The 17,217-nt window shown below is 65.5% G+C and carries 12 protein-coding genes; 7 read left to right on the forward strand and 5 right to left on the reverse strand.

Annotated elements, in window-relative coordinates:
• The first annotated feature begins 83 nt into the window (after positions 1-83).
• Complete coding sequence (locus HMI57_RS07410) at positions 84-449, forward strand: BlaI/MecI/CopY family transcriptional regulator (RefSeq protein ID WP_171585306.1); 366 nt, start codon at positions 84-86, stop codon at positions 447-449.
• Between the two features lie 4 nt (positions 450-453).
• Positions 454-1,431, forward strand: a complete 978-nt coding sequence (locus HMI57_RS07415; protein ID WP_171585307.1) for a M56 family metallopeptidase — start codon at positions 454-456, stop codon at positions 1,429-1,431.
• A 35-nt stretch (positions 1,432-1,466) separates the two neighbouring features.
• On the opposite strand, the gene HMI57_RS07420 is transcribed toward HMI57_RS07415, so the two are convergent.
• Positions 1,467-3,575, reverse strand: a complete 2,109-nt coding sequence (locus tag HMI57_RS07420) for a DNA topoisomerase IV subunit B (protein ID WP_171585308.1) — start codon at positions 3,573-3,575, stop codon at positions 1,467-1,469.
• Positions 3,576-3,834: 259 nt separating this feature from the next.
• Here HMI57_RS07420 and HMI57_RS07425 point away from each other — a divergent pair, with 259 nt between their 5' ends.
• Positions 3,835-4,059, forward strand: a complete 225-nt coding sequence (locus tag HMI57_RS07425) for a hypothetical protein (protein WP_171585309.1) — start codon at positions 3,835-3,837, stop codon at positions 4,057-4,059.
• A 109-nt stretch (positions 4,060-4,168) separates the two neighbouring features.
• Here HMI57_RS07425 and HMI57_RS07430 read toward each other — a convergent pair whose 3' ends face one another.
• The 3 genes from HMI57_RS07430 to HMI57_RS07440 all read right to left on the reverse strand — a co-directional run bounded on the left by HMI57_RS07430 (position 4,169) and on the right by HMI57_RS07440 (position 8,061).
• On the reverse strand, positions 4,169-5,416 hold the full coding sequence (locus tag HMI57_RS07430) for an RNA polymerase sigma factor (protein WP_171585310.1): 1,248 nt from the start codon (positions 5,414-5,416) through the stop codon (positions 4,169-4,171).
• A gap of 284 nt (positions 5,417-5,700) precedes the next feature.
• Positions 5,701-6,963 (reverse strand): DUF4192 domain-containing protein, encoded by a 1,263-nt coding sequence (locus tag HMI57_RS07435; protein WP_171585311.1) that lies wholly within the window; start codon positions 6,961-6,963, stop codon positions 5,701-5,703.
• A 99-nt stretch (positions 6,964-7,062) separates the two neighbouring features.
• Positions 7,063-8,061 carry a PAC2 family protein gene (locus tag HMI57_RS07440; protein ID WP_171585312.1) on the reverse strand — a complete coding sequence of 333 codons (999 nt, stop codon included), beginning with the start codon at positions 8,059-8,061 and terminating at the stop codon, positions 7,063-7,065.
• A 177-nt stretch (positions 8,062-8,238) separates the two neighbouring features.
• Here HMI57_RS07440 and HMI57_RS07445 point away from each other — a divergent pair, with 177 nt between their 5' ends.
• From HMI57_RS07445 to HMI57_RS07460, 4 genes are all read left to right on the forward strand, one after another.
• Positions 8,239-9,774 carry a leucyl aminopeptidase gene (locus tag HMI57_RS07445; RefSeq protein ID WP_171585313.1) on the forward strand — a complete coding sequence of 512 codons (1,536 nt, stop codon included), beginning with the start codon at positions 8,239-8,241 and terminating at the stop codon, positions 9,772-9,774.
• A gap of 189 nt (positions 9,775-9,963) precedes the next feature.
• Entirely contained in the window at positions 9,964-11,346 is a 1,383-nt protein-coding gene (gene lpdA / locus HMI57_RS07450) for a dihydrolipoyl dehydrogenase (protein WP_171585314.1), read from the forward strand.
• A gap of 124 nt (positions 11,347-11,470) precedes the next feature.
• On the forward strand, positions 11,471-13,258 hold the full coding sequence (gene sucB / locus HMI57_RS07455) for a 2-oxoglutarate dehydrogenase, E2 component, dihydrolipoamide succinyltransferase (protein ID WP_171585315.1): 1,788 nt from the start codon (positions 11,471-11,473) through the stop codon (positions 13,256-13,258).
• Between the two features lie 45 nt (positions 13,259-13,303).
• On the forward strand, positions 13,304-13,735 hold the full coding sequence (locus HMI57_RS07460) for an OsmC family protein (RefSeq protein WP_171585316.1): 432 nt from the start codon (positions 13,304-13,306) through the stop codon (positions 13,733-13,735).
• A gap of 73 nt (positions 13,736-13,808) precedes the next feature.
• Here the strand turns inward: HMI57_RS07460 and HMI57_RS07465 are convergent, their stop codons facing one another.
• Positions 13,809-17,198: a S41 family peptidase gene (locus HMI57_RS07465; RefSeq protein ID WP_171585317.1), complete on the reverse strand. Its 3,390-nt coding sequence runs from the start codon at positions 17,196-17,198 to the stop codon at positions 13,809-13,811.
• Between the last annotated feature and the right edge of the window lie 19 nt (positions 17,199-17,217).

Here is a 17,217-nt window from a genome sequence, read left to right on the forward strand (position 1 = left end):
TGACCTGTTCTACCGCATGTAGAACATTGCCCAAAAAGGGAGTAGATTTGTTTAGTAACTCACAACTGAAATGAAGGACTTGCATGGCCACCCTCGGAGAACTCGAACGCACAGTGATGGACCTGCTGTGGGGCACCCCCGGGGCTTTGACAGCCAACGCGCTGCGCGATCAGCTGGCCCTGGCCACGCACGACGCCGTCGGCAAGGAACTCGCTGTCACCACGGTCCTGACCGTCCTGTCACGCTTGGAGAAAAAGGGCCTGGTGGAGCGGGAACGCGAAACCCGCCCGCACCGCTACCGGGCCATCACCAGCCGTGAGGAACACACCGCCGAGCTGATGCACGAGGTCCTGGTCACCGCTCCGGACCGGGAGGCCGTCCTGGCACGGTTCATCGGAAGCGTATCGGACAGCGAGGCACAGGCGCTGCGTAAACTGCTCGGCAGCTGAACGGATGTTTTGGGCCGCCCATCTGCTGGCCGGGCTCGCCGTCGTTCTTGCCTGGCCAGCACCGGTAGCGCTATCGCGGGCGAAGTGGCCCACCCGGGCACCCGCTACCGCGATGATTCTCTGGCAGGCCATTGCCCTGGCCGGTGGGCTCTCGATGATCGGGGCCATGCTGGTGTGGGGGCTCGATCCGCTGGGAGACAACCTAGTGGAGGCCCTGGGCCGGCTAGGCACGATGGCCATCAGCAACGAGCCTGCCGCTGAGCTGGGTCTGGTGCATGTGTTCGCGCTCAGCGCCGCGGGGCTGCTCAGCGCCCACCTGATCTTCACGCTGCTGTTGACCTACGCCAAGATCCAGGGCCAGCGTCGGCGCCACCGGGACATGCTGAACCTGCTCAGTTCACCCGCCGCGAACCGTCCGGCCACCCTGGTGATCAACCACCCCACCCCCGTCGCGTACTGTCTGCCGGGCGGTGCCCGCTCAGTCACTGTTCTGTCGGACGGGTTGTTGGATCTCCTGACCGCTCAGGAGCTCGACGCCGTCCTGGTGCACGAGCGTGCCCACCTCCACCAACGCCACCACCTGCTCCTGTGGGCATTCGCCGCCTGGCGGTCGGCGCTGCCGTGGTTGCCGACCTCCCAGCTGGCACAGCGCGCAGTCAACGAACTGATCGAGATGCTGGCCGACGACGAGGCGCTGAAGACGGTCCGCGAGCCGGTTCTCGCCCGGGCGATCGCCATTGTGGCATCCGGGCCGCTGGCCGACTCTGACGGGGTCTACCCATCCGACGCGCTGTCCACCACCACGCTGACGCCCGGTTCCCCGAGCGGGCAGGACACCGGGTCCACGGTGAACCGGATCCACCGGCTCCTTACCCCGCAGCCAACCCTTTCGCCGGTGCAGCAGGGCGCAGCCCTCGGCACCTCTGGCCTGCTGCTGGTGGCCCCGACCCTGCTCCTGATCGCCCCCTGGATGCTGGGCTGACACATCGCGCCAGGAGCCGCCGTGGTGCCCGCCGGTCAGGCGTCGATCTGCTCCCGGTCCAGGGACGCGGCGCCCGCCACGATGAAGTCCTTGCGCGGGGCAACGTCACTGCCCATCAGCAGGTCGAACACCCGCTCAGCTGACTCGGCTTCTTGGATCCGGACCCTCCGGAGGGTCCGGTGCCGCGGGTCCATGGTGGTTTCAGCCAGCTGCTCGGCGTCCATCTCCCCCAGGCCCTTGTAGCGCTGGATGGGTTCCTTGTACCGCTTGCCCTGCTTCTCCAGGGCGGCCAGGAGCCGGTTCAGTTCCTGCTCCGAGTAGGTGTAGATCGTCTCATTGGCCTTGGACCCGTGGTTGACCACCTCCACCCGGTGCAGCGGCGGTACCGCAGCAAAAACCCGTCCCGCGTCGACCAGCGGACGCATGTACCTGAAGAACAGTGTGAGCAGCAGAGTCCGGATGTGGGCGCCGTCGACGTCGGCGTCGGTCATCAGGATCACTTTCCCGTAGCGGGCGGCGTCCAACTGGAAGCTGCGGCCGGAGCCTGCGCCCACCACCTGGATCAGGGCACCGCACTCGGCGTTGGCGAGCATGTCCCCCACCGAGGCCTTCTGGACGTTCAGAATCTTCCCGCGAATGGGAAGCAGTGCCTGGTAGTCGGATGAGCGTGCCAGCTTCGCGGTGCCAAGAGCACTGTCACCCTCGACGATGAACAGTTCGGAGCGCTCGACATCGTCAATCCGGCAGTCAGCCAGCTTGGACGGCATCGACGAGGTCTCGAGGGCGTTCTTCCGTCGCTGCGTTTCCTTGTGAACCCGCGCGGAGATGCGGGACTTCATCTCAGCGACAACCTTTTCCAGCAGCAGCGCGCTCTGCGCCTTGTCGCCGCGGGCCGTCGAGTTGAGCTTGGCGAGGATTTCCTTCTCGACCACCTTCGCCACAATGGCCCGGACCGCGGACGTGCCGAGGATTTCCTTGGTCTGTCCCTCGAACTGGGGTTCCGCCAGCCGCACCGTCAGGACGGCTGTCAGTCCAGCGAACACGTCGTCCTTTTCGATCTTGTCGCTGCCGGCCTTGAGCTTCCGGGCGTTCGCCTCGATCACCTTCCGGAAGGATTTCAGGAGGGACTGTTCGAAGCCGCTCTGGTGGGTACCACCCTTGGGCGTCGCGATGATGTTCACGAAACTCTTCACTGTGGTGTCATAACCGATTCCCCAACGCAGGGCAATGTCGACCTCGCAGTCGCGTTCCACCTCGGCAATCTCGCTGTGCCCGTTTTCGCCGAGCACCGGCACCGATTCCTTGAACCGACCTGAGCCGTGCAGGCGCCACACATCGGTCACCGCGCTGTCGGCGGCGAGGAAGGTGGTGAACTCGGAGATCCCGCCGTCGTGCTGGAATACTTCCTCCACTGGACCGGCCTCGGCGGCGGTGCCAGCGAGGCGGCGTTCGTCGCGTAGGGTGATCCGCAGACCGGGAACCAGGAAGGACGTCTGGCGGGCCCGGGACTGCAACTCCTCGTAGGAGAATTTCGCGTCGGGGGTGAAGATCTGGCGGTCAGCCCAGTAACGGATCCGGGTACCGGTGACACCGCGCTTGGTGGTGCCGACCACCTCGAGCCGGGAGCTTTCGAGGAACGGCTCGAACTTTGCGGTGGGCGAGGGGGTCTTGGCGTCGAGGAACCGGCCGGGCTCACCGCGTCTGAAGGACATCTGATAGGTCTTGCTACCGCGGTCCACCTGAACATCCAGCCGGGCGGACAGCGCATTCACCACACTCGCGCCCACACCGTGCAACCCGCCGGACGCCGTGTAGGAGCCGCCGCCGAACTTTCCGCCAGCGTGCAGCTTGGTGAACACCACCTCTACACCGCTGAGTCCGGTTTTTGGTTCGGCGTCGACGGGAATGCCCCGGCCGTCGTCGTGAATCTCGACCGACCCGTCAGGGTGAAGGATGACCTTGATGCTCTGGCCGTGCCCGGCGAGGGCCTCATCCACCGAGTTGTCGATGATCTCCCAGAGGCAGTGCATCAACCCGCGGGAATCCGTGGAGCCGATGTACATGCCCGGCCGTTTGCGGACAGCTTCGAGGCCTTCCAGGACGGAGAGGTGGCGGGCGTTGTATTCGGTGCTTGGTGGCGCCACGTTGGGTGAAACTCCTTGGCAGGTAGGACAGGGTGGAGGCGTCACCGGTAGCCGGGCGCCGCGCCGGGGACCTCCGGCCGCATTCTTCCAGCATATTCCCCCGGCCTGACGGTTCGGCGTAGGCGGGCCGCACGGTCCGGCACCAAAGGTGTGACGGCGTCGGACTATGCTACGCGCTCAGCGAAAGAACACCCAGCTTGCGATGGATCGGCAACGAATAGTGGTTATATGAACTACAGGAACCACTAAGGAGGCAATTATGACAACAGCAGTAGCAACCCGCGAAATGACCGCGCTGGACCGCTGTGACCGCTGCGGAGCCCAGGCCTATGTGCGCGCAGTACTTCAGTCCTCCGGTGGTGAGCTGCTCTTTTGTGGCCACCACGCGCGTTCCGTTGAGTCGAATCTGAGGCCGCTGACGTCCGAGTGGCAGGATGAGACCAACCGTCTGCATGCAGCACCCGGACCGGTAAGCGAAGACTAGAAGCGTCACCCGGGCCGCCAATAGCGGCCTGAAATTAGAAAGGACCCCCACACCTGAGGTGTGGGGGTCCTTTCTGGTTGGAGCCGGTGTTCGGAGGCCCCAGGGCTTGCTAGTCGAGGTAGTCGCGCAGCACCTGCGACCGGGACGGGTGACGCAGCTTGGACATTGTCTTCGATTCGATCTGGCGGATCCGCTCGCGGGTCACACCGTAGACCTTACCGATTTCGTCTAACGTCTTCGGCTGTCCGTCAGTGAGGCCGAAGCGCATTGCGACGACGCCCGCCTCCCGTTCCGACAGCGTGTCGAGCACCGAGTGCAACTGTTCCTGCAGCAGCGTGAAGCTAACGGCGTCGGCGGGTACCACGGCTTCGGAGTCCTCGATCAGGTCACCGAACTCCGAGTCGCCGTCTTCACCCAGCGGGGTATGCAGCGAGATGGGCTCGCGACCGTACTTCTGGACCTCGACAACCTTCTCGGGTGTCATGTCCAGTTCGAGCGCGAGTTCCTCAGGCGTGGGTTCGCGACCCAGGTCCTGAAGCATCTGCCGCTGTACCCGGGCCAGCTTGTTGATGACCTCGACCATGTGGACAGGGATGCGGATGGTCCGTGCCTGGTCGGCCATGGCACGGGTGATGGCCTGGCGGATCCACCAGGTGGCGTAGGTGGAGAACTTGAAGCCCTTGGTGTAGTCGAACTTCTCGACCGCGCGGATCAAGCCCAGGTTCCCCTCCTGGATGAGGTCAAGGAACAGCATGCCGCGGCCGGTGTAACGCTTGGCCAGGGAAACCACCAGACGGAGGTTCGCTTCCAGCAGGTGGTTCTTGGCGCGCTTGCCGTCGTGGATGACCCATTCCAGTTCACGGCGCAGTTTCGGATCCAGCGGCTTCGCGGCGTCCTTGTCTGCAGCGAGCTTTTCCTCGGCGAAGAGGCCAGCCTCGATGCGGAGGGCAAGATCGACTTCCTGCTCCGCGTTCAGCAGAGCCACCTTGCCGATCTGCTTCAGGTAGTCCTTGACGGGGTCCGCGGTCGCGCCGGCAGAGATAACCTGCTGGGCGGGGGCGTCGTCGTCGTCGGCGTCCGAGTAGACGAAGCCTGAGCCGGCCTTGGTTTCAGCCTCGGCGGCTGCGCGCTCGGTGGTTTCAGCGGGCTCGACGGGGTTTCCCGCGGCGTCGATCTCCGGGCTGTCGTCTTCAACCTCAGCGGCGGCGGCGTTCTGCGCTGCCGCCTTCGCGGCCCGTGCTGACAAGGGCTTCACAGCAGCGGTCTTCGGTGCCGCCTTCTTGGGGGCGGCCCGGCGTTTGGTGGTCGTTGCCCCGGGTTCTGTTACATCCGGTGCAGTTGTCTTCTTGGCCGACACAGAGAACCTTTCATACGGCGTCTGTGATGCTGCCAAGGGGGCAACACCACTATGACCCTGTCAAGTCCGTGATTGAATTCAAGGAGATTGACGGGGCTTTCCTCATTGAAGAGGAACCGTCCCGCCGCCTGCACTATTCCCCAACCATCCAGCAAAGGATGGCCGGTTGAGATACAGAACACTTCTTGACACACGAACCCGACCGGGTCTCGACTCCCATTGTCGCACGATTCGCGGGCTTCGATAAATCCTCTGCCCATCCGAAACCGCCCTCGCGCCACCGCTTAGGGGGCAGATGGGTTGCCGTTCCGCCACGCCAGATCCTTGTCCCTTGACCATTCTGCGAGCATGCCCCGCGCCACCACCTCCTCCAGCAGTTCAGCGAGCCTGTAGCCGGGTTCGACCGTCAACGCCCGCTGGAAATAGAGGTGCGCCCGGGAGCCCCTGCCGCGTGCCCACTCGATCCACCCGAGCATGGTCAGCAGGGCGGCAAGCGGCTCCCCCTCGGCAACGGCGGACAACTGGGTCAGATGGTGGTGTGCTGCATCAATGCGTTGCCATTGCAGCTGGCCACGGTACTGGCCGATCAGGACACTGCAGTAGTTGTCGGCGGCTGCCCGCTCGGGTGCGTCCCGGTCGGCGTCGGCCTGGGCTGTACCGGCGAGCCCAGTACCCCTGAGGAGACCGAGCCCGGATGCCCCCTGCAGGGCCATTGACTTCCCCAGCCCCGTGAGCACCAGTACTGAGTCCCGCAGGGTGCGGCAGGTGAGCGATGCCAGGAGGTGAGTGGTCGTTTCGAGGTCCGGGGTGGATTCCCCGGTGTGATCCTCCAGGAGGTGGTCCGCGGGCGCGGGGGGCGACGGCGCCGCAGGAACTGCAGATTTGGTGGTGAGCAACTCCTCCCAGAGCGCGAGGGTGGCAGTGAATTGGGAGGTATTCCGCCACCGCCGTCGCAGACGGGATTCCTCGGCCCGCCACCGGCAGGTGAGGTCCGCCCGATCCGTCCACGGTTCGTGGCCGCCAACTCCGACGGCGGCGGTCAACGAGTCAGCATAACTGCTCCCCCGGTAGACCAGTTCCGCGTTCAGCGGGCTGTCCTGGACGCTTGCCAGGGGGTGCCCCGGCCAGGGGCAGCACTTCGGGTCCTCACAGAAGTAGTCGCGCCAGCAGGTCTCGTTCACCAGCCAGCCATCGCGCAGGGCCAGCCCCACCTCGTCGAGTGACTGCCTGAGGCGGCCGACGATCTCGTAGTGGGGTGGTGGCCCGTGCCGGTCCCACGGCTCCCCCGTGTAAAGGATCATCAGCGTGCCGTCCGCGGAGGTGTCGGCGGTAAGAATTGAGCAAAGGCCCGACGCATAGGCAACCGGGTCAGCATCCGAATGGGGCAGGTCAACCCGCAACATTGCCCCAACCCGCTTCCCGGACATCGTGAGCAGGACCAGGCTTGATTCCGGCTGGAAACCCAACGTATGCAGGATGTAACTGAGGATGTCGGCTGGCGACGTGACCTTGAAGGGGGGCTCGGGCGGGGCTGGTGCGGATGTCATTGGTTGAGCATGCCCTCGGCCCGGCCAAAGCGGAGGCCGGGCCGACTCTATGTGCGTAACCCCAGAACGAAGACCCCTGTGGAGGAAGGTCGGGAAACCTTAGCGGCCGGCTTCGCCCTCGGGCTCGGTATCGGGATCCGGCGTTTCGCCGGCCTTCCGGTCCTCTTCCAGCAACTGCTCTGACTCGTCGGCAGCCTGCGGGCTGGCCAGGTAGGCTTCCACCGCCGCGCCGATCTCGTCCGCGTCCGCCAGCTCGCTGTTTTCCTTCACCAGCAGTGATCGGCGTTCGGCGGACCCGGCGCGCTCGTCGTAGCGCTGTTCAAGCGTGGTGACAACTCCGCGGACGTCGGCGGAACCGTCGACCTGCCGGGCGATCTGCCGTTCCACGTCACGGCCGGCTTCACGCAGCCGGTCGGTGGGCAGCACCAGCGACGCGGACGCGCCGAGGTACTCAAGAGCAGTGACCGCGGCGGGCGGGTATTCGGCTTCCGCGAGGTAGTGGGGCACGTGCACCACGTAGCCGACGACGTCGTGCCCGGACTCGATCAGGCGGAGCTCAAGGAGGTGGCCTACTGAGGCCTGCAACTCGGCGGTGGGCCGCCAGGTGTTCATTCCCTCGATCAGGTCCGCGCGGTTCCCATGAACTGTCACGCCGAGCGGGCGGGTGTGCGGGACGGGCATCGGCACGGAGTTGATCCAGGACACCAGGGGCACCTCGAACCGGTCGACGAGTCCTGTCACGGCGCTGATGAACCGTTCCCACTGCAGGTCCGGCTCAAAACCGGCAAGGAGCAGGAACGGCACTCCCATGCCGTCGTACACGCGGTGCAGTTCAAGGCGGGGCGGGTGGTAGTCGGCGAGGTGGTCCTCGGCGAACGTAATCCTGGGGCGCCGGCTGCGGTAGTCGATCAGCTGGTCGGCATCGAACACCGCCACCAGCTCATGGTCAAGGGTGGTCAGCATTTCCTCGATCACCTGGGACACCACATGCCCCGCGTCGACAAATCCGGTGAAACCAGCAAGAAGAGGAAGCCCCCGCAGCTGCTGGCCGTCGATCAGGTCGGCGTTTGAGTTGAAAAGAGTTTCAGGATTGAGCATCTCCCCTCCTAACAGGTTCGTAGCTTTCTTCAGATACCTAGTCCAACGCCGGAAGGGAGCAGATTCATTCCGCCCGACGGCAGGTTCCCTAACAGACTACGATCGATAGTGGAACGGCGCGTCATTGAGCGCCCAGCCACCAATCTGTCCAGCACATGGAAGTGAGGAACACACCCAGTGAATATCGCCAGCGAACTCAAGCTGACAGCTGTCACCAAGGACTCCAAGAAGACCGCAGGTGACGCCCTGGTAATCGGCGTCGGCCAACAATCCGGAGCGCCCGTCCTGCTCGACTCCCCGCTCCCGGCCAAGGATGCGAAGGCACTTGCCGATTCCCTGCCGATGCTCGGTATCACCGGCGCAGCCGACGAGGTACGCCGACTCCCGGGCCTCGAAGGGACCGCTGCTGAAGTGCTTGTCCTCACCGGTGTAGGCCGCCTGCCAGCGGATGGAACCCTTACCGCCGAAGCGCTGCGCCGCGCCGCGGGGGCGGCAATCCGCCAGCTCATCGGACTCGACTCGGTCACCATTGCCCTGCCTGCGGCCACAGTGGCCGACGCCGCAGCAGTGGCCGAGGGCGCAGCGATGGGAGCCTACTCCTACGACGAGCACCGGTCTGCCCGCGCAGCCAAGGACGGCTCGCCGGCCAAGCAGCCGGTCAAGAGCGTCACGATCGTGACCCCGGTGGCGCAGGACCGTCAGCTGAAGGCCGCGCTGAGCCGCGCCACCATCCTCGGCCGCGGCGTCAACATCACCCGGTCGCTGGTTAACCAGCCACCGAGCCACCTTTACCCGGAGACCTTCGCCCAGGCCGCCAAGGACCTGAGCAAGGGCCTGCCCATCAAGGTCACAGTGCTGGATGAGAAGCGCCTGGAGAAGGACGGCTACGGCGGCATTCTCGGCGTCGGCAAGGGATCATCCCGGCAGCCGCGGCTGGTCAAGGTGGAATACTCTCCCGGCTCCGCAAAGAAGAGCCTCGCCTTCGTCGGCAAGGGCATCACCTTCGATTCCGGCGGACTGTCCCTGAAGCCAGCCGCCGGCATGCAGACCATGAAGCTCGACATGGCGGGTGCCGCCGTCGTGCTCAGCGCCGTCCTGGCCATCGCCGAACTGGGCTTGCCCGTGAAGGTGACCGGCTGGCTGTGCCTCGCCGAGAACATGCCGTCAGGATCGGCCCAGCGCCCGTCGGATGTTATGACCACCTATGGCGGACGCACCGTCGAGGTGCTCAACACCGACGCCGAGGGCCGCCTCGTGATGGCCGACGCACTGGCAGCCGCCAGTGAAGAGGCCCCCGACGCGCTGATCGACATCGCCACCCTCACCGGCGCGCAGATGATTGCCCTGGGTCGACGGGTGTCGGGCGTCATGGGTGACGACGAAGTGGTTGACGCGGTGAAGGGTGCCGCCGACCGTTCAGGCGAACTGTTCTGGCCGATGCCCCTCCCCGAGGAGCTCCGACCGAGCCTGGACTCCCAGGTCGCCGATATCGCCAACATCGGCGAGAAGTTCGGCGGCATGATGACCGCCGCGGTGTTCCTGCGGGAGTTCGTTGGCGAAGTCAACGGACGCAAGATTCCCTGGGCACACCTTGACATTGCGGGACCTGCATTCAACGAGGGCGCCCCGCACGGCTACACGCCGAAGGAGGCCACCGGCGTCGGCGTCCGCACCCTGCTGGCGTACGCCGAAGACGTGGCCGCCACAAAGTAAGCCTGCTGGGCAGTCTCGCTTCCCACCCGGGGGTGAGACTGCCCACAAAGGGGCGAACATTGCCCTTCATCAAGTGGATGCTGGTGTGATCTGGGGATAGGGTGAATCCAGATCACACCAAGCATTCCGCCAAAATCATCAACCGACGGGCCCCCTGGTCCGTCACAGATTACGCGAGGGAGCGTCCAAGTGGCCGATACGGCAGCTGCGCAAGAATTCGACATCCTGGTACTGGGTGGGGGCAGTGGTGGCTATGCCGCCGCACTCCGAGCCGTCCAGCTGGGATTCACCGTGGGACTCATCGAGAAGAGCAAGCTGGGTGGTACCTGCCTGCACAACGGGTGTATTCCCACCAAAGCCCTGCTGCACTCCGCTGAGGTTGCCGACACCGCGCGTTCCTCCGAGAAGTACGGCATCAAGGCGACGTTCGATTCGATCGACATGCCAGCCGTCAATGCGTACAAGGACGGCATCATCGCCGGCAAGTACAAGGGCCTGCAGGGACTGATCAAGTCCAAGGGCATCACAGTGATCGAGGGTGCTGGCAAGCTCACCTCCACCAACACCGTCGAGGTGGACGGCACGTCCTACACCGGCAAGAACATCATCTTGGCGACCGGCTCCTACTCGCGCACCCTTCCCGGCCTGGAAATCGGCGGCAAGGTCATCACCTCCGATCACGCGCTGAAGATGGACACCCTTCCCAAGAAAGCAATCGTGCTCGGCGGCGGAGTCATCGGCTGCGAGTTCGCCTCAGTCTGGAAGTCCTTTGGCGTCGACGTCACCATCGTCGAGGGCCTCCCATCGCTCGTTCCCAACGAGGACGCCACGATCATCAAGGCATTCGAACGGGCCTTCAAGAAGCGCGGCATCAACTTCAACACCGGCACCTTCTTCGAGAAGGTCGAGCAGAACGACGACGGCGTCGTCGTCACCCTCGTGGACGGCAAGACTTTCGAGGCTGACCTCATGCTGGTCGCCGTCGGCCGCGGCCCCGTCACCGACGGTCTGGGCTACGAGGAAGCCGGCGTCACGATCGACCGCGGCTTCGTCATCACGAACGAGCGCCTGCACACCGGCGTCGGCAACATCTACGCCGTCGGCGACATCGTTCCCGGCCTGCAGCTCGCGCACCGCGGGTTCCAGCAGGGCATCTTCGTCGCCGAAGAGATCGCCGGACTGAAGCCGGTCATCGTCGAGGACGTCAACATCCCGAAGGTCACCTACAGCGAACCCGAAATCGCCTCCGTCGGGCTGACCGAGAAGGCCGCCAAGGAAAAGTTGGGCGACGACAAGGTCCTCACCCAGGAATACAACCTTGCCGGCAACGGCAAGACCTCCATCCTCGGCTCTGGCGGACTCGTCAAACTGGTCAGCGAGAAAGACGGACCGGTCATCGGGGTGCACATGATCGGCACCCGGATGGGCGAGCAGATTGGTGAAGCTCAGCTGATCGTGAACTGGGAAGCCTACCCGGAGGACGTGGCGCAGCTGATTCACGCCCACCCCACGCAGAACGAAGCACTCGGCGAGGCGCACCTCGCCCTGGCGGGTAAGGCGCTGCACGGATAACCGTGCACTAAGCTCGCACTAAGCGTTCCACCAGCATTACTCGCAACCTTGGCTCGAAGGTGTCGGGTCCCCAAAGGGATCCGACACCGCACAGCAAAACCTAATCAGGAGAAACGGGGACACTATGTCTGAATCCGTCAACTTACCCGCCCTCGGCGAAAGCGTTACCGAAGGCACCGTCACACGCTGGCTCAAGGCGGTCGGTGACCGTGTCGAGGTTGACGAGCCCCTGCTCGAGGTGTCCACCGACAAGGTCGACACCGAGATCCCTTCGCCTATCGCCGGGGTCATCGAGGAAATTCTGGTAGCCGAGGACGAGACCGCTGAAGTGGGTGCACCACTGGTGCGCATCGGCGACGGATCCGGCGGCTCCGATGAGTCGGGCAGCTCGGACGACGCTGATGCGTCGGAGGCTGCCGAGGAGCCAGCAGCTGAGGAACCGGCAGCCGAGCCCGAAACCGAGGAGAAAGCCCCCGAGCCGGAGGCCGCCGCCAGCGATGAGTCGGGCGATTCATCAGGCGAGAGCACCGAAGTGACACTTCCTGCCCTGGGCGAGAGCGTCACCGAGGGCACCGTGACCCGCTGGCTGAAGGAAGTCGGCGACGACGTCGAGGTCGACGAGCCGCTCCTGGAGGTGTCCACCGACAAGGTTGACACCGAGATCCCCTCCCCCGTGGCCGGCAAGCTGCAGGAGATCCGCGTCGCCGAGGACGAGACCGCTGAAGTGGGCGCCGTCCTGGCACTCATCGGTTCCGGAGCATCCGCGCCCGCCAAGGCCGAAGGCGGCGCCGAGCCGGTTGCCGCCGCTCCGTCCGAGGAACGCGAAGAGCCGGTCGCCGAGCCCGAGAAGGCCAAGGCAGAACCTGCCAAGGAAGAATCCGCTCCCAAGGAAGAGGCCAAGCCGGCAGCTCCCAAGGCCGCCGAGGAAAAGCCTGCGGACAAGCCAGCCGAGAAGAAGCCAGCCGAGGACACCTCGGGCGGCTCCGACGCGGCCTACGTGACTCCCCTGGTGCGCAAGCTTGCAAACCAGCAGGGCGTTGACCTGCAGTCCGTCAAGGGCACTGGCGTCGGCGGTCGCATCCGCAAGCAGGATGTTCTCGAAGCCGCCGAGGCGGCCAAGAAGACGTCCGAGCCGGCCCCAGCAGCAGCACCCGCCGCAGCTCCGGCAGCGCCGTCCGCCGAGGCCTCAAAGCTCAGGGGAACGGTCGAGAAGGCCCCACGGATCCGGCAGACCATTGCCCGCCGGATGCGCGAGTCGCTGGAGGTGTCAGCCCAGCTGACACAGGTCATCGAAGTGGACATGAGCAAGGTGGCGCGGTTGCGTGCCTCGGCGAAGGACAACTTCCAGGCCCAGAATGGCGCCAAGCTGACCTTCCTGCCGTTCATTTCCAAGGCGGTCACCGAGGCCCTGAAACAGCACCCGAAGCTGAACGCCTCGTTCGATGAGGAAGCCAAGGAAGTCACCTACCACGACGCGGAGCACCTCGCGATCGCCGTCGACACCGAGAAGGGCCTCCTGGTTCCGGTCATCAACGACGCCGGGAACCTCAACCTCGCCGGGCTGGCCAAGAAGATTGCCGACGTCGGGTCGCGGACCCGCAGCGGCAAGATCGGACCCGACGAACTGTCGGGCGGCACCTTCACCATCACGAACATCGGGTCGGTCGGCGCACTGTTCGACACCCCGATCATCAACCAGCCCCAGGTCGGTATCCTGGGCACCGGTGCGATCGTGAAGCGGCCCATCGTGGTGACCGCCGACGGTGAAGACACCATCGCGATCCGCTCCATGATGTACCTCAGCCTTACCTACGACCACCGCCTGGTGGACGGAGCCGACGCCGGCCGCTTCCTGCAGTCGCTGAAGTCCCGTCTGGAAGCCGGCGCATTCGAAGCGGATCTCGGACTCTAACCCGCTCCACCCCGAGGTCAGACACCAACCCGAAGGAGAACAGTTATGGCTACATCACGTTCAGCCCACACCGTCTGGAGTGGCAACCTGCAGTCCGGCAGCGGACAGGTCAGCCTCGACACTTCCGGAATCGGCACCTACGACGTCACCTGGAAGGCACGCTCGGAAGAGGCCGGAGGCAAGACCAGCCCGGAAGAGCTGATCGCTGCCGCCCACTCCTCCTGCTTCTCCATGGCATTCAGCCTGGCGCTCAGTGAGGAAGGCAAGACGGCCGACCGGATCGAGACCAAGGCCGAGGTAGATTTTGTGCCCGGCGAAGGAATCACCGCCATCCGGCTGATCCTCAACGCGTCCATCCCGGACATCGACGACGCCGACTTCCAGCGTCTCGCCGAATCAGCCAAGACCGGCTGCCCAGTGTCACAGGCACTGGCCGGGGTCAAGAGCATCACCCTTGAGGCGACGCTGCAGTCCTAGCTCCCCGGTAGAGCAGACAGCAAAGGCGGCCACCCGGTAACGGGTGGCCGCCTTTTGCATGCCGATTTGAGGACTAGCCCTGCTGTGGCCGCGGGGGCAGTTTTCCCGGGTTCAGCAGCGGGTAGTTGGTCCGCACGGGTGGCACGTCGGTGGGCGCCGTCGTGATCATTTCCCTGAGGACTTCCATCCCACGCTTCAGCTGTGGGTCCTCCCCCGCCGCGTGGGCCTGTGGAGGGAACGGTACCTCGATGTCGGGATCCACGCCGTAGTTCTCCACTCCCCACCCCACACCGCCCGTCATCCAGAACGCGTACCGCGGCTGGGTGACAGCCGTGCCGTCCGCGAGGGAGAACCGGCCGTCGATTCCGACGACGCCGCCCCAGGTACGCGCCCCGATCACCGGGCCGATTGCCCTGAGCTTGGACACCTGCGTGATGATGTCGCCGTCGGACCCGGCGAACTCGTCGGTCAGGATGACCACCGGTCCGCGGGGCGCGTGGGCGGGATAGGTGCCGGGCTGCTCGCCCCGGGGGAAGGACCAGGCGGTGACCTTCCGGCCAATGAGCTCGGCCACCAACTGGGAGGTGTGGCCCCCACGGTTGCTCCGCACATCCACCACCAGTGCGTCGCGCGCGGTTTCCCGGTCGAGGTCGCGGTGCAGCTGCGCCCAGCCCCTGGCCACCATGTCCGGAATGTGCAGATACCCGAAGCGTCCCTCCGAGGCCTGGTGCACGAGTGCCCGGTTGGCGGTCACCCAGTTCTGGTAGCGCAGCCGTTCCTCGCTGCGCAGCGGCACGACGGCCACCCGTCGGACCTGCGGTTCGCCCTGCTCCGGGTTCCTGACCACCGTCAGTTCGACGGTCTTGCCAGCGGCACCGGTAAGCAGCACCGAGGGTCCGTGCGCCGTCGGGACGGGGACTCCGTCGACGGCGGCGATGATGTCCCCCACCTCCACTGCTACGCCAGGGGCAGTGAGTGGGGACACAGCCTGCGGGTCGGAGGACTCGCCGGCGAAGATGCGCTGGACCGCCCAACCCTGCTCGACCGGTGCCAGTTCGGCACCGAGGAAGCCCTGTGCGCCCGTTCCCGGTTCGCCGAACAGGAGTGGGGTCACGTACGCGTGGGAGGTTCCCAGTTCGCCATGTACCTCCCAGAGGACATCCACCAGGTCATCGTGTGACCCCAGGCGTTCCACCAGCGGACGGTAGCGGTCCCGGATGGCAGGCCAGTCGAGGCCGCCCATCTCCTGATCCCAGAAGAAGTCGCGCTGCAACCGCCAGGTTTCATCGAAGGCCTGACGCCAGACGCTGACGGGATCGAGCAGGACGCGGATCCGGCCCAGGTCGACTTCCACGTTGTCCGGGGAGTCCTTGTCGACCTTGCCCTTAGTGGGGACTGCCGTGACCTTGCCGGCATGGATGACGACCACAGTGGCGCCGTCACCGCTCACCTCGAAGCTGTCCACCTCCGACACCAGGGTGTCGGCGGCGCGTTTGGCGAGGTCAAAGCGTTCAAGGCGTTTCGCCGGGTCCTTCGCCGACGTGGTAGCCCGCCCGTCGCCGGTCACACCGACACTCTCGGTCGCGGTCCACAGCAGCGCGCCGTCGACAGCGCGGAGCCCCTCGTAGTCTCCCTGCGGGACCGGTACGGCGATGATCCGCTCGGCCAGTCGTCCAGGGTCAACGGTGACGCTGACGTCCGGTTCGTCGTCGGCCTGGTCAGCGCCCAGGGTGGCAGCCGGCGCGGGATCTGCCTGGTGCACCGACGGCCCGAACGGTGACGGCGTGTCAGCCGACAGCGCCACCAGGAAGGGCTTGGTGGACACGGGGAAGCTGAGGTCAAACCGGTGGGTGTCGTACACCGGATCAAAACTGCGGTCGGAGAGGAGGGCGAGGAAACGGCCGTCGCGGGTGAACACCGGCGAATGGTCGCGGAACCGGCCATCGGTCACATTGTGGATCTCGGCACCGGGTTCCGTCCTTGCGAGCCGGACCTGGGTCCTGGCCCCTTCGCCGGTGACCGGTTCGGCCCAGGTCAGCCACTGGGAATCCGGAGAGAACGCCAGATCGTCCACCGCCCCGTGGTGGGTTGAGGCCAGGGTGAACAGGGTGCCGCTGTCGAGCAGCAGGATAAGGATCTCGCCCATCTCACCGGCGACGGCCACCCGGGTGCCATCCGGGCTGGTGGTGAGGTTGCTCGCACGGAACGGCCCGTCGAACGCCCACCGCGAGACGCCCGAGGCGGCTGCCGTGTCCTGCGCGACGACGGTATCCTCGGCTGCCGTTCCGTCGGTCGGAAATATAGCGGACGCCGCTGACTCCAGGGATGAGCCCGACGAAGGAACTGCTGTCCTGGACCGTGGGCCGGGAACGCCGGTGGCGAACACGTCCCGGATGAACAGTGACTCCTCACCGCCATGGTCAGCAATGTAGGCCACCTGGTCTGCACCGAGCGGCTGGCCGAGCCGGGCCCGGACCCCGGCGGTGGCTTCCACCACGCGCGACGGTCCGTCCTTATGGGTCAGCCAGTGCAGGGTGCCGTGGCTTTCGACGATGCTCGCTGTGCCGGTGGGCACCGGGGTGGCGGCCGCCAGGTGCCTGACCACGTTCAGTGGCTGGGGGCGGCGTCCGGTCGAGGCGGAGCCGAGCGAGATCTCCAGCCGGACGGGCGCGGCGTCGAGCGAGTCCATCAGCCAGAGAGCCCCGGCGGATTCGAAAACCATCCGCGTGCCATCTGTGGTGGCGTGCCGTACATAGAAGTCGGAGTGGTCGGTGTGTCGCTGCAGGTCCTGTCCCTGGACGGTGACCGAGTACAGGTTCCCGTAACCCTCATGGTCGGAGAGGAAGGCAAGCCGGTCTTTCACCCACAGGGGGTCGGAGATGTTCCCGTCGAGTTCCGGGAGAAACCGGGCGAAGTCCCCGGATCCGTCGGCGTCGATCCACAGCTTCCCGGCGGTACCGCCACGGTAACGCTTCCACCAGGCTGGCTCGCGGGTCAGGACGCTGGCGATGACGACCGGCTGGGTGCCGCCGGTCACCGGGCCCTGGACCAGCGCGTCAAGGGGACCATAGGGGTAGACGGTCTGCGCTGATCCGTCGAGGGGAACACGATATCCCCAGGCGTGCCGCGGGTCCTGATGGCGGAACGCACTGGTCGCGATGACATCACCCTCGGCGGTGAACCCCCGGACCTTGGTGCTCTGATGGCCCCAGTAGGTCAGGCGGCGGAAATTGCCGCCCTCGGTGTCCGCCGCCACCACTTCCGGTGCACCCGCCTGGGTGACGGTCCAGGCAATGGTGGTCCCGTCCGGAGAGAACCGGGGTCCGCGGGCAGGAAGTTGCATGGCTGAAATGCGCCAGGCCCGCCCACCCGTCAGAGGGGCGACCCAGACATCGTTTTCAGCGACAAAAGTGACCAGGTCACCGTGGACATGTGGGAAGCGCAGATAGTGTGAGGGAACCATCCCACGATCATAGTCACTG

The sequence above is a fragment of the Arthrobacter sp. 260 genome, from assembly GCF_013116745.1.
Classification (GTDB): Bacteria; Actinomycetota; Actinomycetes; order Actinomycetales; family Micrococcaceae; genus Arthrobacter_D.